We start from the raw sequence: 18,584 nt of genomic DNA, 5'->3' as shown, positions 1-18,584 counted from the left end.
CGGGGGGGCGGGGGGGGGGGGGGGGGGGGGGGGCGGGGGGGGGGCGGGGGGGGGGGGGGGGGGGCGCCCCGCGGGGGGGGGGGGGGGGGGGGGGGGGGGGGGGGGGGGCCCGGGGTGAGCGGCGGCCACCCGCCCGCCCCGTTCCGTCCCCCGCCCGTTCCGTTCTGTCCCCCCGATCAGGTTGGATGGTCGGATGAGCGAGGAGAAGAGCGCCGTACCGGCGTGGGAGCAGCGGTTCAGGGCAGCACGGGTGTCACTCCCCGACTGGGCCGAGGACGCCCCCGACCGGGCGCTGTACGTGTCCAACGCGACCGGCACCTACGAGGTCTACGCCTGGGACCGGGTCACCGGCACCCACCGGCAGGTCACCGACCGGCCGAACGGCACCACCGACGCCGAGCTGTCCCCCGACGGCGCCTGGGTGTGGTGGTTCGACGACCACGACGGCGACGAGTTCGGCGTCTGGCGCCGCCAGCCCTTCGCCGGCGGGCCCGCGGACCGCAGCGCCGGCACCCCCGACGAGGAGGCCGTGCCCGGCCTCGCCCCCTCCTACTCGGCCGGCCTGGCGCTCGGCCGCGACGGCACGGTGGTCGTCGGACGTTCCACCGACGAGGACGGCACCACCCTGCACCTGCGCCGCCCCGGAGCGGCCGAGGCCGTCGAGATCTACCGGCACGCGGAGTACGGCGGCGTCGGCGACCTCAGCTACGACGGCACGCTGCTCGCCATCGACCACACCGAGCACGGCGACGCGATGCACTCCGCGATCCGGATCGTCCACCTCTCGGACGGCACGAGCGGCACGGACGGCGCGAGCGGCACGCCGAGCAAGCCCGCCGAAACCGCCGAAACCGTTGAAACCGTCGCCGAACTCGACGAGGTGACCGGCCGGGACGAGCCGCGCGGCGTCGCCTGCCTCGGCTTCGCCCCGGTCGACGGCGACACCCGGCTGCTGGTGGCCCACCAGCGCACCGGCCGCTGGGAGCCGATGATCTGGGACGTCGCCACCGGCGCCGAGACCGCGCTGCCGCTGCGCGACGAGCAGGGTCGCGAGCTGCCCGGCGACGTCTCCGCGCAGTGGTGCCCCGGCGCCGAGGCGCTGCTCGTCGAGCACGAGTACGAGGCGCGCAGCGAGCTGTTCTCGTACACGCTCGCCGACGGTCGGCTGACCCGGCTGGACACCCCGCGCGGCACCGTCGGCGGCGCCACCGCCCGCCCGGACGGCACCGTCGAGTACCTGTGGTCCTCCGCCGCCGAGCCCTCCGCCGTCCGCTCCACCGCCGGGACGGTCGTGCTGCGGGCGCCCGGCGCGGTGCCGCCCGGCTCCGTCCCGGTCGAGGACGTCTGGGTGGACGGGCCCGGCGGGCGGGTGCACGCCCTGGTGCAGCGTCCGGCCGGGGCGGGCGAGGGCCCCTTCCCGACCGTGTTCGAGATCCACGGCGGCCCCACCCACCACGACAGCGACTCCTTCGCCGCCGGCCCGGCCGCCTGGCTGGACCACGGCTTCGCGGTGGTCCGGGTCAACTACCGCGGCTCCACCGGCTACGGCCAGGCCTGGACGGACGCCCTGCACGAGCGGGTCGGCCTGATCGAGCTGGAGGACATCGCGGCCGTCCGGGAGTGGGCGGTCGCCAGCGGCCTCGCCGACCCGCGCCGGCTGGTGCTCACCGGCGGCAGCTGGGGCGGCTACCTGACCCTGCTGGGCATCGGCGTCCAGCCGGACAGCTGGACGCTGGGCGTCGCCGCCGTGCCCGTCGCGGACTACCACACCGCGTACGCCGACGAGATGGAGGCGCTCAAGTCGCTGGACCGCACCCTCTTCGGGGGCACCCCGGAGGAGGTCCCGGAGCGCTTCACCGCCTCCTCGCCGCTCAGCTACGTCGAGCAGGTGCGGGTGCCGGTCTACATCAGCGCCGGGGTCAACGACCCGCGCTGCCCGATCCGGCAGATCGAGAACTACGTCGGACGGCTGGAGCAGCTGGGCAAGCCGCACGAGGTCTACCGGTACGACGCCGGGCACGGGTCGCTGGTGGTGGAGGAGCGGATCAAGCAGCTGCGGCTGGAGATCGACTTCGTCCGGCGGCACCTCCCCGCGGCGTCGCAGGCCCAGGCCGGAACCGGGGCCGGCGACGGGGAGACGGTGTGAGGCGTCTGCTGACGCTCGCGGGGGTCGCGGTGGCCGGAGCCCTGGTGCTCACCGGCTGCTCGGGCGGGCACGGCGCCGAGGCCGCCTGCCCGCCCCCGGCCGGGCCCACGCCGACCACGGCCGCGCCAACCGCACCGGCCGCACCGGCCGCCACCGCGACCCGCGTGAACGCGCCGGGGCCGAACGCGGCAGGGCCAGGGCCCACCGTCACCCGGGCGGCGTACGCGCCTGCGGCGGGCGAGGACGCGGTCCAGCTCGCCAAGGGATCCAGCGGGTCGAAGGGCTCGTCCGGTTCGAAGGGCTCGGGGTCGAAGGGCTCCGGTTCCAAGGGGACGAAGACCGGGCGCACCGTGCACCACCACATCGACCGCTACGACTCGAACGACGACGTGAGCGGCGGCCACGGCCGGTGCCACGACGAGCCGGCGTTCACCGGGTCGCCGACGCCGGTGCCGTCCTCCCCGGCGGCGCCCGGGAAGCCGACGACCGCACCGGTCGTCCCGGCCCTGCCGTCCGCTCCGCCCGCCCCCGGCAAGCCGACCCGCTGAGGCGGACCGGCAAAACAGGGGCCGGCCGAGCAGGGGCCGGCCGAACGGGGGCGGGCCGAGCAGGCGCGCCGAACCGCGGAGGTCAGTCCAGGACCGGGTCCAGTCCGAGGGCCCGGTCCTGCTCCGCCTCCCCCTCGCGGCGCACCAGGCGGAACCACATGAAGATGACGAAGCCCCCGAAGACGAACCACTCCAGGGTGTAGCCGAGGTTCTGGAACGCCCGCAGGGTGAGCCCGTCGCCGCCCTGCGGCTGGACCGTCGGCACCGGGGTCAGCCCGGCCGGCACCGCGTCGGCGGCCACCCAGCCGTCGTACCAGCCGTCGTACGCGAGCGCGTTGAGCAGCGCCGCCCGGTTGACGGTGCCGAGCTGACCGGCCGGCAGACCGCCCGCCACGGCGCCGTTGCTGCCACTGGACTCACCGGCCTGCAGCCGCCCGGTGACGGTCACCTGGCCGGGAGGCGGCGGCGCGGCCGCGGACGCGCCCCCGGCGGGCGCACCGGGCGCCCAGCCGCGGACCACGGCGGCGAACCGGCCGTCGGCGGTGCGCAGCGGGGTGAGCACGTAGTAGCCCTGCTTGCCGTCGACCACCCGGTTCGGGACGAGGAGCTGGTGCTCCGCGTCGTAGCTGCCGGTCACGGTGACGGGCTTGCCGACGGTCTCGGTGGTCACCTGCGGGGTGGCCTGGTTGAGCAGGTCGTCGATCGGCCGCACATCACTCGAAGCGGTGACGGTCTGCTTGGTCTCCTGGTGCGACGAGAACCGGTCCTCGAACCGGCCGAGCTGCCAGGAGCCCAGCCAGACGCACACCGCAACGGCCGCGACGGCCAGCGCGGTGCCGCCGAGCCAGCGCGGAGTCAGGAGGAACCGGTACACACCCCCACGGTAACCACTCCTCACACCCGTCCCGGCCGCAGGGGTCCGCCATCGGCCGCGCCGGACCGGCTGGTCGCCCGCCCAAACCGGCCCGTCCGCCCCTGCCCGACCCCGACCGACCGCCGACCACCAACCCGCCGGACCGCCGCCGGACCACCGCCGGACCGCGAGGCCCGTCAGCCCGCCGGCGGCGTGTCCGACGGCTGCGGCGCCGTTACGCCCACCGCCTGGACGCCACCGCGGTACAGCGTGCCGGAGCAGGCCACGGGGAAGGTGGCGGTGGCAACGGCAGGGCTGCCGGGGGCGGGGGTGTAGGCGATGGTGGCGGTGGCCGGCGCGGTGGTGGGCTTGCCGGTCGGGGTGGCGGTGGGGCTGGGGGCGTTGGTGGGCCCGGCGCTGGGGGACGAGCTGGCCTGGGGGTTGGCACTGGGGACCGCCGAGGCGTCCGAGGCCGCCGGGGCGGCATCGGTGGCGGCGGCGGGTGCCTGGGAGGCCCCGGCGGCCTGGTTGGCGCCGCCCTGGCTGGTGGGCCCGGTGGTGGCGGTGCTGCCGCCGGGGGTGGAGCAGGTCCGGTCGGGGATCCAGTCGAACGACACCCGGTAGCCGGCCTGCGGGGCGAGGACGGGGGGCTCCGCGTCCATCCCGGGCAGGTCGCCGGCCGGGTCGCCGACGGCGTGGTCGGCGGTGCGCACGCGGCTGCGGTCGGTCCCGCTCACCGCCGTGACGGCGACGGCGCCGGGGCCGCCGAGCCGGCAGCTGCGGCCGGAGACGTTGTACACGCTGAACGAGCCGTGGATCCGTCCGTCGGCGTCGGCCGGGCCGACCTGTGCGCCGCCCTGGCCGAGGTCGGCCCGGGTGCAGAGCGGGGTGATCGGGCTGTCGCCGGTGCTGGCGGCGGGGGCGGGCGGGGCGGTGGTGCCGTCGGCGCGGGTGGTGCTGGCGCCGGGGCTGGGTGAGGCGGTGGGGGTGCCGGAGGGTGACGCGGTGTCGCCGGTGCCGCTGGGGCCGGGCCGCGAGGGCGTGCCGGTGCCGGGGGTGCCGCCGGTCCTGGTGCCGGTCGGTGCGGCGGGGGCCTGGCTGCTGGCGTCGGCCGAGCCGGGGCCGCCGGACAGGCCGAGGTGCTCCCCGTCGTGCAGGGCGGGCAGGGCGACGGCGACGGCGAGGGCGAGGGCGGCGGCGCCGGTCCAGGCTCCGCGCCGGGCGGCCCGGCGGCGGGGTACGGCGTACCGGATCCGCGGCAGGCCGCCGGGTTCGGGCTGGATGCCGGCGACGGCGCTGCGCATCAGGTCGCGGACGCTTCGTTCCTCGGCGGAGAGCCCGTCGCCCTCACCGTCCGAGGGCCACCGCCCGGCGCCGTCAGCCATGCCCGGCCGCCATCTGGGTGCGCAGGGCGGCGAGTCCGCGCGAGCCGTAGGCCTTCACCGACCCGAGCGAGATGCCGAGGGTCTCGGCGACCTGCGCCTCCGTCATGTCCACGAAGTAACGCAGCACCAGAACCTCCCGCTGACGGCGTTGCAGACCACGCAGCGCGGCCTTCAACTGGTCGCGCTCCAGCGCATCGTAAGCGCCTTCTTCTGCACTGGCCATGTCAGGCATGGGCTTGGGCAGCAGGCGCAGGCCGAGGATCCGTCGGCGCAGGGTCGAGCGGGACAGGTTGACGACGGTCTGCCGCAGGTAGGCCAGGGTCTTCTCGGGCTCGCGGACCCGGCGCCGGGCGGCGTGCACCCGGATGAACGCCTCCTGGACGACGTCCTCGCAGGTCGAGAGGTCGTCCAGGAGCAGCGCGGCGAGCCGCAGCAGGGAGCCGTAGTGGGCCTGGTAGGTCTCGGTGAGCAGGTCCTCGCTGGTACCCGCGTCGGTACCGGCACCGGAGCCCGCCGCACCGGGTGCGACCGCGGTCATCTGGTCGTCTTCCGGCCTACTCGCCGGCCACGGGGCGCGCGAGGGGAAGGCCACCACGGCTCTCGCCGGGATGCCCGCCCCTGCTCCCACCATCACGTTCGCCACGCCCGTTGGACACTCGATCCCCTGTCATGGTTGCCCAGCCCGGGGGCCATTCTTCCGCATCGGCGGAAGAGGCCTCCAGGGGATTCCATCGGGATTCCGGACAGATTGTGTCGAGGAGCGGACACGTCCTCCCCGGATCGGCGGCCGGGCGGGCCCGGGAGCGGGCGGCCCCGGGCCTTCCCGGGTCTCTTCCCGGGCCTCCCGCCAGGGCTTCTGCCAGGCCTCTTCCTGCGCCTTCCCCTACACCGCTCCCGGCGCGCCTTCCTGCGTCACCGTCAGCTCACCCGCCACCAGCTCCGCGATCTGCAGCAGGTTGAGCGCCGCGCCTTTGCGCAGGTTGTCGCCACAGAGGAAGAGGTCGAGCGCGGCCGGCTCGTCGAGGGCCCGGCGCACCCGCCCGACCCAGACCGGGTCCGTCCCGACCACGTCGTTCGGCGTGGGGAACTCGCCGGCCGCCGGATCGTCGTAGAGCACGACCCCGGGGGCGTCGCGGAGGATCTGCTGCGCGTGCTCCTGGGTGACCTCGCGCTCGAAGACCGCGTGCACGGCCAGCGCGTGGGTGCGGACGACCGGGATGCGCACGCAGGTCGCGGAGACCTTGAGGGCGGGCAGGCCGAGGATCTTGCGGGCCTCGGCACGGATGCCGACCTCCTCGGAGGACCAGCCGCCGTCCACCAGGGAGCCGGTCCAGGGCACCGCGTTGAGCGCGAGCGGGGCGGCGAACGGCCCGTGGTCGGCGATCACCGCGCGCAGGTCGCCGGCCTGCCTGCCGACCTCGGTGCCGGCCACCAGGGCGGTCTGCTCGCGCAGCGCCGCCTCGCCGATCCGGCCCTCGCCGGAGGCGGCCTGGTAGGAGGCGACGACGAGTTGGGCGAGCCCGTACTCGGCGTGCAGGGCGCCGACGGCCGCGATCATCGCGAGGGTGGTGCTGGCGGGGCTGGCGACGATGCCGCGGGTGCGCAGCCGCAGCGCGGCCGCGTTGACCTCGGGGACGACCAGCGGCACGTCCTCGGCGGTGCGGAAGGCAGCCGAGTCGTCGACCACCACGACGCCCTTGGCGGCCGCGATCGGCGCCCACTGGGCGGAGACCTCGTCGGGGACGGCGAACACGGCGACGTCGATCCCCTCGAAGGCCTCCTCGGTCAGCGGGACGACCTCGACCGGCACCCCGCGCACGACCGGCTTGCGGCCGGCCGAACGCGGGGAGGCGACGAGTCGGATCTCGCCCCAGACGTCCTGGCGCAGGGAGAGCAGGCCGAGCAGCACCTCGCCGACCGCGCCGGTGGCGCCGACGACGGCGAGGTTCGGCCGCCGGGTCATCGCCCGGTGCCTCCGTAGACGACGGCCTCGTCCGTCTCGCTGTCCAGTCCGAAGGCGCTGTGCACGGCGCGGACGGCCTCCGGCACGTCCTCGGCGCGGGTGACGACCGAGATGCGGATCTCCGAGGTGGAGATCAGCTCGATGTTGACGCCCGCGGCGGACAGCGCCTCGAAGAAGGCCGCCGTGACGCCCGGGTTGGAGCGCATGCCCGCGCCGACCAGGGAGATCTTGCCGATCGCGTCGTCGTAGCGCAGCGACTCGTAGCCGATGCCCTCCTTGACCCGGCCGAGCGCGTCGATGGCCTTCTGGCCCTCCGCCTTGGGCAGGGTGAAGGAGATGTCGGTCAGCCCGGTCGACGCGGCGGAGACGTTCTGCACCACCATGTCGATGTTGACCTCGGCGTCCGCGATGGCGCGGAAGATGCGGGCCGCCTCGCCCGGCTTGTCGGGCACGCCGACGACCGTGACCTTGGCCTCGGACGTGTCGTGGGCGACTCCGGAGATGATGGCCTGCTCCATCTCGCCCCCTTCGGGCTTGTGCGGGTTCTCGTTGCTGACGATCGTCCCGGGGAGACCCGAGAAGGACGAGCGTACGTGAATCGGGATGTTGTAGCGCCGGGCGTACTCCACGCAGCGGTCGAGCAGCACCTTGGAGCCGGACGACGCCAGCTCCAGCATGTCCTCGTATGCGATCCAGTCGATCTTGCGGGCCTTCGCCACCACGCGCGGGTCGGCGGTGAACACGCCGTCCACGTCGGTGTAGATCTCGCAGACCTCGGCCTTGAGCGCGGCGGCGAGGGCGACGGCGGTGGTGTCCGAGCCGCCGCGGCCCAGCGTGGTGATGTCCTTGCTGGTCTGCGACACGCCCTGGAAGCCGGCCACGATCGCGATGTTGCCCTCGTCCAGGGCGGTGCGGATGCGACCAGGCGTCACGTCGATGATGCGCGCCTTGTTGTGGACGGAGTCGGTGATGACGCCGGCCTGGCTGCCCGTGAAGGACTGCGCCTCGTGCCCCAGCGATTTGATCGCCATGGCCAGCAGCGCCATGGAGATGCGCTCTCCAGCGGTCAGCAGCATGTCGAACTCACGGCCGGCAGGAAGCGGTGACACCTGCTCCGCGAGTTCGATGAGCTCGTCCGTCGTGTCGCCCATTGCGGACACCACGACGACGACCTCATGGCCGGCCTTCTTGGCGTCAACGATTCGGCGGGCAACGCGCTTGATGCCTTCGGCATCCGCAACGGATGAGCCGCCGTACTTCTGCACGACAAGGCCCACGTGCGCTCCTCGACTTGTGTCGTCTTCCGGGGGCACCAGGCCCCCGCACCCCCGGGGAAAAGGGGCTGTGCGGTCGGCGCCAGTCTACCGAGCAGGGGTGCCACAACCGGCGCTTTCCATATGATGAGACGCCCGTTTCAGCAGGTGGTCGGCGGAACGGTCGGTACCACCGGCAGGTCTGCGGGCAATTCGCCACCGCCCCGAAGAATCGGCGGATCAACGGACGGTGATCCGGCGGGATTTCTTTTCCGCGCGGAATGCTGAGGCATTCGTCACAATCAGCCGACGACCGGCCGATGCCGGGCCGATGCCCGGTCGACGACCACCGGGGGCGCACCGAATAACGGCGCGCGCCGGGGCGGCGTTCGGGCGTGCCGGAATCGCGCGGACGTACCGGAATCGCACAGGCGTGCCGGAACGGCACGGGCACCGGAGGGCGGTGCTACCGCCCGAGGCCCAGCTCCGCCGCCATCAGGTCGCCGGCCTGCTGCTCCAGCTGCTCGTCGGTGAGCCCGTCGTCGTCGGTGTCGGCGCCGTCCGGCACCGCGCCGATCGGACTGTCCAGCCGGACGTGCGCGATCAGCGACTGCAGCGCCCGCAGCACCGCCGTGCAGGTCGTGCCCCAGTTGGAGAGGTACGAGAACTGCCACCACCACAGCGCCTCGCTGACCCGGCCCTCGCGGTAGTGGGTCAGCCCGTGCTGCAGCTCGCCGACCACGCCGGCCAGGTCGTCCGAGATCCGGAAGGCGTTCGGCTTCTCCGGCGGGCCGTACGGGTCGAAGACCTCGTGGTAGACGTCGATCGGCGCGAGCAGCTCGGCCAGCCGCTCGCGCAGCTGCTCGCCGTCCGGCTCCGGCCCGGCGTCGGGCTCGAAGCGGTCCTCCGGGACGACGTCCTCGATGGCGCCCAGCCGGCCACCGGCCAGCAGCAGCTGCGAGACCTCCAGGAGCAGCAGCGAGACCGCGCTGCCCGGCTCGTCGCCCTTGGCGACCTCGGTGACGGCGAGCACGAAGCTCTCCACCGAGTCGGCGATCTGCACGGCGAAGTCGTCCGGCTCCGAACCGTGCGCGTGGATGTGCGGGGTGTGGCTCTGCGGCTCCCCGTGCGGCTGTCCGGGGGCCGGCTGGTGGGCCTGCCCGTGGGACGGCTGGTGGGGCGTGTGGGGCTGCTGGTCGAGCGTCCGGTCAGACATCGAGAAGTCGTCTCCCTTCGAAGGCGCGACCGAGGGTGACCTCGTCCGCGTACTCCAGATCCCCGCCGACGGGCAGGCCGCTCGCCAGCCGGGTCACCTTCAGGCCCATCGGCTTGCAGAGCCGGGCCAGATAGGTGGCGGTCGCCTCCCCCTCCAGGTTGGGGTCGGTGGCCAGGATCAGCTCGGTGACCGTGCCGTCCGCGAGGCGCGCCAGCAGCTCGCGGATCCGCAGGTCGTCCGGGCCGACGCCCTCGATGGGGCTGATCGCGCCGCCCAGCACGTGGTAGCGGCCGCGGAACTCGCGGGTGCGCTCGATGGCGACGACGTCCTTGGACTCCTCGACCACGCAGATGACGCCGAGGTCGCGGCGCGGGTCCAGGCAGACCCGGCACTGCTCGGCTTCCGCGACGTTGCCGCAGACCGCGCAGAACCGGACCTTGTCCTTGACCTCCAGCAGCGCGTGCGCGAGGCGGCGCACGTCGGTCGGGTCGGACTGCAGGATGTGGAAGGCGATCCGCTGGGCGCTCTTGGGCCCGACGCCGGGCAGCCTGCCCAGTTCGTCGATCAGGTCCTGAACCACGCCCTCGTACAACGTCGCGCCTTCCCTCGGATGGTCGGTGGTGCTCCGGTGCCATCATCCAACGAATCGGGCGCCGGACACACCGCCCGACGCCCGACTCCCACATAAATCACATGGGTCCGTTGTCTGAACTTCAGAACTTCAGGACCTCAGACCTGTCTGGCCGGAGCCCCCGTCCGGGAGCTCCCCCAGGTCAGAACGGCAGACCGGGGATGCCCCCGCCCAGGCCCTGGGTCAGCGGGCCCATGCGCTCGGCCTGCATCTTCTGCGCCGACTGGTTGGCGTCCCGCACGGCCGCCAGGACCAGGTCGGCCAGGGTCTCGGTGTCCTCCGGGTCGACGGCCGCCGGAGCGATGGTCAGCGCCACCAGCTCGCCGGCACCGGTCACCGTGGCCTCGACCAGGCCACCGCCCGCCGAACCGCTCACCTTCGTCTCCGCCAGCTCCTGCTGCGCCTGCGCGAGATCCTGCTGCATCTTCTGCGCCTGCTTCAGCAGCTGCTGCATGTTGGGCTGGCCACCACCGGGGAACACGGCTCACTCCTCGCTTCGTGCTTGCTGTCCTGCGTCGCCGTCCTGCCCGCGGTCGCGTCCGCTTGCAGTCCCGCTCGCGTCGTCACGGCCGAGCCTACGTGCTGCCGGGGCGGGCCGTCGCTCAGTTGCCGCGGTGGTGGATCTCCTCCAGAACCGTCGCGCCCAGCTCCCGGATGATCAGCTCCTGACCGGAGAACGCCTCCTCGTTGAGGTCCGGGTCGTCCTCCTCCGGGATGTCGTCCTCCGGCGCCACCGCGCGCACCGGACGGGCCGGCGGCGCGGCCACCGGCGGCGGGGCCTGGACCGGCGCGGGCGCCGGGGCGGCCTGCACCTGCGGGGACGGCTGCGACCGGACCGGCGCGGGCACCGGAGCCGGAGCCGACATCGGCGGCGCGGCGGCCGCCGGACGGGCCGGGGCCCCCCAGCCGCCACCGCTCGGAGCGGCGCCGCCCAGGCCACCGCCGCCGATGGCCGTACCGCCGCCGATGGCCGTACCGCCGCCGAGGGAACCGCCCCCGGACGGGTCGACGATGCACTCGATCCGCCAGTCCACACCCAGCGCGTCGGTCAGCGCCTGGCGCAGCACGTCGTCGCTGTTGCTGCCGACGAAGCTGTCCCGGGCGCCCGCGTTGATGAAGGACACCTGGAGCACGCTGCCGTCGAACCCGGCCACCTGGCCGTTCTGGCTGAGCAGGATCCAGGTGAAGCGGCGGCGGTTCTTCACCGCCTCCAGGATCTGCGGCCACAGCTGCCGGACCTGCGCCGCGCCCTGCTGCGCGGCGGCCGACGCCGGCTCGGCGGGCTGCCCGGCCGGGGCGGGCGCGGGCGCCGCGGGAGTGGGGGCAGGGGCGGGGGCGGGGGCGGGGGCGGACGCCGGGGCCGGGGCGGCCTCGACAACCTCGGCGGCCTGGGCCTGGGCCTGGGCCTGCGGCGCGGGGGCCGCGGCCGGGACTCCGCCCGCCGGCGGGAAGCTGCGCGGGATCGGCCAGGCACCCGGCGCGGGGGCTGCGGGTGCGGCGGGGGCCGCGGGGGCTGCCGGTGCGGGGGCAGCCGCAGGAGCCGCCACGACCGGCGCGGCCTGCACCGGCGCGGTCTGCACCGGGGCGGCCTCCGCCACCGGCGCAGGCACAGGCGCGGCCATGGGCGCCGCCACCGGCACCCCAGCCGCCATAGGCATCGGCGCGGCGAACCCGCCCGCCGCCGCCCGGCGCTCCAGCTTGTCCAGCCGCGCCTGCAACGACAGCTCGTCGCTGTACGCGCCCGGCAGCATCACCCGGGCGCAGATCAGCTCCAGCTGCAGCCTCGGCGCCGCGTTGCCGCGCATCTCGGTCAGCCCGGTGTTGACGATGTCCGCCGCCCGGCTCAGCTCCGCCGAGCCGAACGCGTCCGCCTGCGCCTGCATGATCGCGACCCGGTCCGCCGGGGCGTCGATCAGCCCCTTCTCCCCCGCCTCCGGCACGGTGGCCAGGATCACCAGGTCGCGCAGCCGCTCCAGCAGGTCGGCGACGAAGCGGCGCGGGTCGTGCCCGCCCTCGACCACCCGGTCGATCACCTGGAACACCGTCGCCCCGTCGTGCGCGCCGAAGGCGTCCACCACCTCGTCCAGCAGCGCCGAGTCGGTGTACCCGAGCAGCGAGGTCGCCATCTGGTACGTCACGCCGCCCTCGGCGGCGCCGGCCAGCAGCTGGTCCATGACCGACATCGAGTCACGCACCGACCCGGCCCCGGCCCGGACCACCAGCGGGAACACCGAGTCCTCGACCTGGATGCCCTCCCGGCCGCAGACCTCCGCCAGGTAGTCGCGCAGCGTGCCCGGCGGGACCAGCCGGAACGGGTAGTGGTGCGTCCGGGACCGGATCGTCCCGATCACCTTCTCCGGCTCCGTGGTCGCGAAGATGAACTTGAGGTGCTCCGGAGGCTCCTCGACCACCTTGAGCAGCGCGTTGAACCCGGCCGAGGTCACCATGTGCGCCTCGTCCAGGATGAAGATCTTGTAGCGGCTGTGGACCGGCGCGAAGAACGCCCGCTCCCGCAGCTCGCGCGCGTCGTCCACACCACCGTGCGAGGCCGCGTCGATCTCGATCACGTCGATCGAGCCGGGCCCGCCGGTCGCGAGGTCGCGACAGGACTGGCACTCCCCGCAGGGCGTCGGCGTCGGCCCCTGTTCACAGTTCAGACAGCGGGCCAGGATGCGCGCACTCGTCGTCTTCCCGCAGCCGCGCGGCCCGCTGAACAGGTACGCGTGGTTGACCCTGTTGTTACGCAGGGCCTGCTGGAGCGGAGCGGTCACGTGCTCCTGCCCGATGACCTCCGCGAAGGTCTCGGGGCGGTAGCGGCGGTACAGGGCTAGGGACACACCCCCGACGATATCGGGACGCACCGACAAACGCGTCGCCCCTCGCCTCGCCGCCGTCCCCCACCGCCCCCCGGGCGAACCGCCCGGGAACGCAAAGACCCCCCGTGCACCCGCCAGAGCCCTCTTACCCTTGCTGCCTTCCGGCCCTGGGGGGGTTCAGAGAGATGACGCCACACGAGGGGCTGACCCCCACACTACCGGATCCGGGCCCCGACGATCCACAGGCAACCCCACCCTCCGGCCTACGGGATCGCTGGTCGCGAGCACCCCCGAACATGTACTAAGCTCTCCCACGGAGGATTCGCCTAGAGGCCTAGGGCGCACGCTTGGAAAGCGTGTTGGGGGCAACCCCTCACGAGTTCGAATCTCGTATCCTCCGCCGGCAGAAGGCCCGGACCGTTTCAACGGTCCGGGCCTTCGTCGTTGTACGGGCGGTTGGGTTCAGCCCAGGACGGCCGTCAGCACTCCGAGGCAGAGCACCATGGATCCGGCAAACGCTGCGCCGCCCGCGAAGACGGCCTCGCTCCGGCTCGCGCTGGCGCCTCGCTTCAGCATGAAGGCCAACAGCGCGACGATCACGGAGGTGAGCATGGCCACCGAGAGCCACAGGACTCGCATCACGACGGGCAGGTTACTCACCAGCGATTTCCTTTGCTGTGGACCGGTCAAGGTTGGAGGGGCCGTCTGGGGTTGGTCGGCGGGTGTTCCGTGAAGCCACGCCACCGACCAGGAGCATTGCCAGCTCTTCGCGAGCGACTTCGGCCGCGGAGGCCACTCGGTGATGGGCTTCGATCTGACGGTCGAGGGTGTGCAAGAGATCACCGATCCGCCGCTGCACCTCGAGCGGCGGAAGAGACACCGGGACCTGCTTCATCGCGCTGGTCTTGATCGAATCGACGGTCGTCATCGCCGCCCGGTCCTTGATCCATGCCTGTACCTCCGGCAGGGAGAGGTGGGCCAGGACGAATCGCGAGTCCACTCCCAACTTGAAGTTGTGCAACCTGAGGAGATTGCCCGAGTAGAGGTGCCCTCCTTCTTCTGATCCGACCAGGGCAACGGGCCCCACCGTCCCCGTGCGTGAACAGAGAATGTCCCCTTCGCTCACCCGGAATCGCTCTAGCCTCAGGGCAACCCGCTTCGACACCTTGCTGTCCTCGCCGCCGTGAAGTCGCCGGTTGCGAAGGTGTTTGGGGAGCAGCACCGGAACATCTCCGGTCTCGGAGTACATCTTGGGATTCAGCAAGGAGGGTGACGGGCCCGCTGTCACCGAACACAGCTCTCCCAGAAGGACGCTCCGCCAATCGCCCGGCCGACGGTTCTCGCCGTAACCAAGCGCTTCAGCCCGCGCCCAGAGCGAGCGCACCTCCTCGTCACGGGTTACCGCGTCCCCCTGCGCCAGGTCGAGCTCGCGGCGGGCGGCCTCCGTCTTCTCGGGCGTCGCCTCGACGTAAGTTCCGACACTGACATAGTCAACCGGGCTGAGGGAGTGGCCTCGTTCCTTGATCTCCTCCACAGCAACGGATCGGCCGATCCGCCTCGCATCATCGGGGAGCGCGGTCCCGTCCCGAAGCGAGCGGTGGATCTCCCCCAGGAGCCGCACGTCATCGGGGCTCAGCTCCCGGCGTGTCCGGGAGACCATCTCGCCCAACTCTCGTGCGTTGATGAAGTGAACCTCAGCGCGATCGGACGGCGTCGTGAGGAACCAAGCGCAGGCCGAAACCGCTGTCCCACTGAAGAGTTGCGGGGGAAGTGCGAGGACACATTCAACGACACCGTCCTCGACCATGGCTCGCCTGATCGCACGTTCACGGGGCTGGTCGGACACAGCAGCGTTATCCGCCATGATCACCCCAGCTCGACCGCCGGGCCCAAGCGTGGACAGGACATGCTGGAGCCAGGCGAAGTTGTCATTGGAGGCAGGCGGAGGTCCGTAGCGCCAATTCCCGGAATCGATCCGGCCCGTATCGGCGTTGAAGGGCGGGTTGGCCAGAACGAAGTTCGCCCCCGGCTGTTGCAGGCTTCCATCGGCCGGTTGCAGAGCACCGCCATGGTCCTCCAGCTGCGGCGAGACACCATGGATCGCCAGGTTCATGGCTGCCATCCGCGCCATGCTCGGGTTCGTCACTCCCATCGATACTGTCAGCGCTTCGGCATCGCTGCTGGCAGCCACCATGGCCGCTAGAAGCTCGCCGCCTCTCGGATAGGGATCGCTGATCCGCCCCGACACACCCTCGGTTGCCACCAGTTCGCTCAGCAGAGTCACAACCGCTTTGGGAGTGAAGGCCTCACGGCTTCCCACAGCCACGACATTCGCGAAGGAATCGAGCAGATCCCGGAAGGCCTCTCGCCCGAGTTCTGCGACGAGGGCCAACAATCGTGGCGCGTCGGCCGCCGGCCCTGGCTCCAAGCCCTGCAGCGCAGGCCACCCGGCCGACGCCACGCCACTCTTCTGCAACCACTGGCCTGTTCGTTGCCCCACTTCGTCGATGAAGCTCTTGGGAACCACCGAAGGATGTCCCTCAGCCAGTTCCTTCAGGGCCGCCCACTCCTCCTCCGCTCCCCACCTCAGAAACGTCAGGCACATGAGCAGGGGGAGGTAGGCTGCCGGCGATCGCGCGCCCCACGCCTCCTGCATCTCCCGCTCCAACAGCTCGGACAGCGCTTGCCGAGACCGCGACCGCTCCTGCTCGGAGTTTCGAGCAGGAACGGCCGACTGCGCTGCCTGGTCGGGCGCGGATGCCCCCTCGTACTGCCCCAACGAGGCGCGAACCCTGTCTCCGAAGGTGATATCTGCAGGCTCCTCCGGGTGGCGCGACGGACTCGGCACCCTCCGAACGTCAAGCCATCGCACGATGTCGGCCAGCCGGAACAGCTCTCTCCCGCCTTCTCGCAGCTCCTGTGGGAAGCTTCCATGACGGCGCTCCCAGTTGGTGACCGCAGACGGCCGGACGCCGGCCAGCTCCGCAATCTCGGCTCGGGAGACGAGCCGCCCACCCCTGCTTTGCGCACTCATCGTGATCGCCTTCTCTGTTCTGAGTCGGATGCGCTGATGAAGCGAAGTTATGGAGCAGGCCGATGAGCGTCAACTGCGCACTGAAGTGCGCACCACTCTGTCAGCCCGAATCGCATCAGCTGGCAAGCCACCAGCTTGACTCACCTATGCCCTTTCACCAGTGATGTTTTTGGCTTCGCCAGCTTCAAGCGACCACAGGCAGGCCGTCCTGGAAATTTTTGTGAACTTCACAGATCCCAGACCTTCCCGCTCGACGGGGGACCCGTGGGCGCACCGCCAAGCAAGCCCAAGGTCTTCATGTCACGCACCGTCACGAAAAGAGCCTGCGCCCGATCGTCAAGTGGCACGACCGGGTCGCCACCTCGGGCAACGCGACCGTCCGCACCCTCAGCCGGCTCGCACTGGACGCCCCCTACCTCAACGCCTGGTGCCACCTGCGGGACGACGAGCGCGTCTTCACCCTCTCCCGCATCCACGGGGTGATGCCCGCGTAGCCCGGGGCGAGGGCGGCCCTCTCGCGGCCCACACGAGCGGGCCACGAGAGAGACTAACCAGGATTTAGTCTCGGAGCTAGTCCAGGTTAATACCTGGACACCTGGACATGTGGCATGCAAGTATCTGTCCTGCCGCCAGACAGGCGACACGTCGGAGGGGAAGAAACATGACGCAGGACAACCAGCAGTTCATCTCGGTGCCGGTGCCGGCTCAGTACGTCACGCAGGTGTACGCGTTCCTCGCGGAGCTCTCGGGGGCCGCTGCGGGGGCCGCGGCGGCGGCGTCGGCCGAGGGGGGTCCGCAGGAGGACGGCGAGTGGCCGTTCGTCGAGTGGACCGTGCAGGATCTGCGGCGGCTGACGGCCGACCCGCTGGACTCGGTGCAGGCGGTGACCGGGGTGCTCGACATCCTGGCGAAGCAGCCCGGCGAGCGGGTGAGTTACACGTCCCTGGTCGAGGCGCTCGACGTGGACCGGAAGCGGCTGCGCGGGGTGCTGTCCGCGTTCACCCGGGTCGTGCACAAGCACTACGGCCGGCGGAACTGGCCGATGAGCTGGGTGGAGGCGCTCAGTGACGGGGCCGAGTTCAAGTCGGAGTTCTTCTACACGGTGAGCGAGACCACCGCCAACCGGTGGCGGGCGGTCCGCGCCGAGGGCTGACGGCGTCCAGGGCTGACGGCGCGCAGGACTGACGGCGCGCAGCCGGTTCGGGTTCGAGGCGGACACCGCGGTCAGGCCGCGGTGTCCAGCCGCCGGCGCCGGTCCTCGTCGAGCACCAGGTCCAGGGCGGCCAACTGGGCCTGCGCCACCGGCCGCTGGTACTTCTCGGCCAGCGGCCGGTCGGGCCGGCAGTACGCGCAGCCGAGCAGTGGGCAATACACCAGCAGCAGCAGCTCCGGCCGCCGCGCGACGTACGACAGCGGACGCCCGGGGCGGGCCGCACCGGCGTCCGATTCGTTCAAGACGGGGCGTCCGGGCTCCTCCTACCGTGGCGGGCATGAACAGCACACCAGCACCGCAGTTCGCCGTCGTGGGCCTCGCCGTCTCGGACCTGGCCGCCTCGATCGCCTTCTACCGGCGGCTCGGACTCGTGTTCCCCGACGGGGCCGAGCAGGAGCCGCACGTCGAGGCCGTGCTGCCGGGCGGGCTGCGCCTGGCGCTCGACCCCGAGTCCACCATCCGCTCGTTCCACCCGGACTGGCGTCCGCCGACGGGCGGCGGCCGGACGGCGCTGGCGTTCCGGTGCGCCGACCCCGCCCAGGTGGACGCGGTCTACGAGGACCTGGTCGGCGCCGGACACCACGGCGAGTTGAAGCCGTGGGACGCCTTCTGGGGCCAGCGGTACGCCGTGGTGCACGACCCGGACGGCAACGGCGTCGACCTGTTCGCGCCGCTGCCGGGCGCTGCGGACTGAGTCAACGCGGCAGCAGGGCGGTCGCCGACACTCCCGCCAACTCCCGTACGTCACGCGCCAGATGGGCCTGGTCGGCGTAACCCGTCCGGGCCGCCGTCTCGGCGAGGGGCACGCCGGAGCGGGCCAGCGCGAGGGCGCGCTGCAGGCGGAGGATCCGGGCCAGGGTCTTGGGGCCGTAACCGAAGGCGGTCAGTGAGCGGCGGTGCAGTTGCCGCGCGCCGAGGCCGACCGAGTCGGCGGTCGCCGCGACCGAACGGCCGGCCGCCAGGGCATCGGCGACCGCCCGGACGAGCGGGTCCACCGGCCGCGCGTCGGCCGCCAGGCGCAGCACCAGCTCCTCCAGGGCCACGGCCGGGTCGGCCGCCGCGTCGATGCGCCCGGTACGGCGGCGCACCTCGGCGCCGGGCCGGAGGTCGGCCAGGTCGACCCGCCGGTCACGCAGTTCGTACGCGGGCACGCCCAGCAGCGCGGGGGCGGCGCCGGGCGGGAGGCGGACGCCCGCCCACGGGCCGCGCAGCCCCGGTCCGAGCTGGAAGGCGCGGGTGTCCGGCCCGGCGACGAGGAGCCGGCCCTCGGTCCAGAGCAGGTCCATGCAGCCGTCGGGCAGGACGAGCCCGGCCGCGCCGCCGCCCGTGCTCCCGACGGCCCGGCGCCTCCACACGACCGCTCCCGGCAGCCTCGACGCCCACTCCGCGTACTCGGGGGACATGGGGCCCAGGCTACGCGCCGCCGCCGGTGTGTCGCCTGGGGCCTGCGACACACCGGCAGCACGCCCACGGCACGCCGACGGCCCCGGCCGCGCGAGGCGGGCGGGGCCGAGGCGGGGCCGGGC

Annotated in this window: 17 protein-coding genes, 1 tRNA gene and 1 other RNA gene; 5 read left to right on the top strand and 14 right to left on the bottom strand. The window is 72.9% G+C overall.

Features of this window, described 5'->3' with window-relative positions; translation table 11 throughout:
• Positions 1-193 precede the first annotated feature (193 nt).
• Together ACFVTF_RS02195 and ACFVTF_RS02190 are read left to right on the top strand one after the other, a co-directional pair.
• On the top strand, positions 194-2,146 hold the full coding sequence (locus ACFVTF_RS02195) for a S9 family peptidase (protein WP_387807880.1): 1,953 nt from the start codon (positions 194-196) through the stop codon (positions 2,144-2,146).
• Positions 2,143-2,694, top strand: coding sequence for a hypothetical protein (locus ACFVTF_RS02190; RefSeq protein ID WP_387807877.1), 552 nt, complete (start codon positions 2,143-2,145; stop codon positions 2,692-2,694). Before ACFVTF_RS02195 ends, ACFVTF_RS02190 begins: the two co-directional genes overlap by 4 nt.
• Positions 2,695-2,776: 82 nt before the next feature.
• Here the strand turns inward: ACFVTF_RS02190 and ACFVTF_RS02185 are convergent, their stop codons facing one another.
• From ACFVTF_RS02185 to ffs, 10 genes are all read right to left on the bottom strand, one after another.
• Positions 2,777-3,568: an SURF1 family protein gene (locus ACFVTF_RS02185; RefSeq protein WP_387807874.1), complete on the bottom strand. Its 792-nt coding sequence runs from the start codon at positions 3,566-3,568 to the stop codon at positions 2,777-2,779.
• A 176-nt stretch (positions 3,569-3,744) separates the two neighbouring features.
• The gene (locus ACFVTF_RS02180) at positions 3,745-4,932 is read right to left on the bottom strand and encodes a hypothetical protein (protein ID WP_387807871.1); all 1,188 of its coding nucleotides are present in this window, start codon (positions 4,930-4,932) and stop codon (positions 3,745-3,747) included.
• Positions 4,925-5,563, bottom strand: coding sequence for a SigE family RNA polymerase sigma factor (locus ACFVTF_RS02175; protein WP_371518046.1), 639 nt, complete (start codon positions 5,561-5,563; stop codon positions 4,925-4,927). The genes ACFVTF_RS02180 and ACFVTF_RS02175 overlap by 8 nt, the downstream gene beginning before the upstream one ends.
• A 252-nt stretch (positions 5,564-5,815) precedes the next feature.
• Entirely contained in the window at positions 5,816-6,895 is a 1,080-nt protein-coding gene (locus tag ACFVTF_RS02170; protein ID WP_387807868.1) for an aspartate-semialdehyde dehydrogenase, read from the bottom strand.
• Positions 6,892-8,172: an aspartate kinase gene (locus ACFVTF_RS02165; RefSeq protein WP_063348651.1), complete on the bottom strand. Its 1,281-nt coding sequence runs from the start codon at positions 8,170-8,172 to the stop codon at positions 6,892-6,894. Before ACFVTF_RS02165 ends, ACFVTF_RS02170 begins: the two co-directional genes overlap by 4 nt.
• Positions 8,173-8,614: 442 nt before the next feature.
• A complete protein-coding gene (locus tag ACFVTF_RS02160) occupies positions 8,615-9,364 on the bottom strand; it encodes a DUF5063 domain-containing protein (protein WP_363623020.1) in 750 nt (249 codons plus the stop codon).
• Positions 9,357-9,956: a recombination mediator RecR gene (gene recR / locus ACFVTF_RS02155; protein ID WP_350876365.1), complete on the bottom strand. Its 600-nt coding sequence runs from the start codon at positions 9,954-9,956 to the stop codon at positions 9,357-9,359. The genes ACFVTF_RS02160 and recR overlap by 8 nt, the downstream gene beginning before the upstream one ends.
• Positions 9,957-10,137: 181 nt before the next feature.
• Positions 10,138-10,476, bottom strand: a complete 339-nt coding sequence (locus ACFVTF_RS02150; protein WP_063348649.1) for a YbaB/EbfC family nucleoid-associated protein — start codon at positions 10,474-10,476, stop codon at positions 10,138-10,140.
• A 121-nt stretch (positions 10,477-10,597) separates the two neighbouring features.
• Positions 10,598-12,832: a DNA polymerase III subunit gamma and tau gene (locus tag ACFVTF_RS02145; protein WP_387807862.1), complete on the bottom strand. Its 2,235-nt coding sequence runs from the start codon at positions 12,830-12,832 to the stop codon at positions 10,598-10,600.
• Between the two features lie 93 nt (positions 12,833-12,925).
• Positions 12,926-13,016, bottom strand: an RNA gene (gene ffs / locus ACFVTF_RS02140) — signal recognition particle sRNA small type.
• Between the two features lie 110 nt (positions 13,017-13,126).
• Here ffs and ACFVTF_RS02135 point away from each other — a divergent pair.
• Positions 13,127-13,211, top strand: a tRNA-Ser gene (locus ACFVTF_RS02135).
• Between the two features lie 62 nt (positions 13,212-13,273).
• Here ACFVTF_RS02135 and ACFVTF_RS02130 read toward each other — a convergent pair.
• On the bottom strand, positions 13,274-13,471 hold the full coding sequence (locus tag ACFVTF_RS02130) for a hypothetical protein (RefSeq protein ID WP_387807860.1): 198 nt from the start codon (positions 13,469-13,471) through the stop codon (positions 13,274-13,276).
• Positions 13,464-15,845, bottom strand: a complete 2,382-nt coding sequence (locus tag ACFVTF_RS02125) for an N-6 DNA methylase (RefSeq protein WP_387807857.1) — start codon at positions 15,843-15,845, stop codon at positions 13,464-13,466. The genes ACFVTF_RS02130 and ACFVTF_RS02125 overlap by 8 nt, the downstream gene beginning before the upstream one ends.
• A 661-nt stretch (positions 15,846-16,506) precedes the next feature.
• Between ACFVTF_RS02125 and ACFVTF_RS02120 the strand changes: the two genes are divergently transcribed.
• On the top strand, positions 16,507-16,998 hold the full coding sequence (locus tag ACFVTF_RS02120; protein WP_387807854.1) for a hypothetical protein: 492 nt from the start codon (positions 16,507-16,509) through the stop codon (positions 16,996-16,998).
• Positions 16,999-17,069: 71 nt separating this feature from the next.
• On the opposite strand, the gene ACFVTF_RS02115 is transcribed toward ACFVTF_RS02120, so the two are convergent.
• On the bottom strand, positions 17,070-17,300 hold the full coding sequence (locus tag ACFVTF_RS02115) for a hypothetical protein (protein WP_387807851.1): 231 nt from the start codon (positions 17,298-17,300) through the stop codon (positions 17,070-17,072).
• 35 nt (positions 17,301-17,335) lie between these two features.
• On the opposite strand from ACFVTF_RS02115, the gene ACFVTF_RS02110 reads away from it, so the two are divergent.
• Positions 17,336-17,752, top strand: coding sequence for a VOC family protein (locus tag ACFVTF_RS02110; RefSeq protein WP_371518041.1), 417 nt, complete (start codon positions 17,336-17,338; stop codon positions 17,750-17,752).
• 1 nt (position 17,753) lies between these two features.
• On the opposite strand, the gene ACFVTF_RS02105 is transcribed toward ACFVTF_RS02110, so the two are convergent.
• Positions 17,754-18,461: a helix-turn-helix domain-containing protein gene (locus ACFVTF_RS02105; protein ID WP_387807847.1), complete on the bottom strand. Its 708-nt coding sequence runs from the start codon at positions 18,459-18,461 to the stop codon at positions 17,754-17,756.
• Positions 18,462-18,584: the final 123 nt, after the last annotated feature.

Origin of the sequence: Kitasatospora sp. NPDC057940, from assembly GCF_042887425.1 — a bacterium.
Taxonomy (GTDB): domain Bacteria; phylum Actinomycetota; class Actinomycetes; order Streptomycetales; family Streptomycetaceae; genus Kitasatospora.
Note: the sequence above shows the minus strand (reverse complement) of the source record. Positions and strands in the feature narration are given on the sequence as shown.

Excerpts from the sequence above, each read along its gene's own strand:
- ACFVTF_RS02175 (WP_371518046.1), bottom strand. The coding sequence starts at position 5,563 with ATGGTGGGAGCAGGGGCGGGCATCCCGGCGAGAGCCGTGGTGGCCTTC.
- ACFVTF_RS02170 (WP_387807868.1), bottom strand. The coding sequence starts at position 6,895 with ATGACCCGGCGGCCGAACCTCGCCGTCGTCGGCGCCACCGGCGCGGTC.
- ACFVTF_RS02125 (WP_387807857.1), bottom strand. The coding sequence starts at position 15,845 with ATGAGTGCGCAAAGCAGGGGTGGGCGGCTCGTCTCCCGAGCCGAGATT.
- ACFVTF_RS02180 (WP_387807871.1), bottom strand. The coding sequence starts at position 4,932 with ATGGCTGACGGCGCCGGGCGGTGGCCCTCGGACGGTGAGGGCGACGGG.
- ACFVTF_RS02110 (WP_371518041.1), top strand. The coding sequence starts at position 17,336 with ATGAACAGCACACCAGCACCGCAGTTCGCCGTCGTGGGCCTCGCCGTC.
- ACFVTF_RS02105 (WP_387807847.1), bottom strand. The coding sequence starts at position 18,461 with ATGTCCCCCGAGTACGCGGAGTGGGCGTCGAGGCTGCCGGGAGCGGTC.
- ACFVTF_RS02120 (WP_387807854.1), top strand. The coding sequence starts at position 16,507 with ATGACGCAGGACAACCAGCAGTTCATCTCGGTGCCGGTGCCGGCTCAG.
- ACFVTF_RS02160 (WP_363623020.1), bottom strand. The coding sequence starts at position 9,364 with ATGTCTGACCGGACGCTCGACCAGCAGCCCCACACGCCCCACCAGCCG.
- ACFVTF_RS02195 (WP_387807880.1), top strand. The coding sequence starts at position 194 with ATGAGCGAGGAGAAGAGCGCCGTACCGGCGTGGGAGCAGCGGTTCAGG.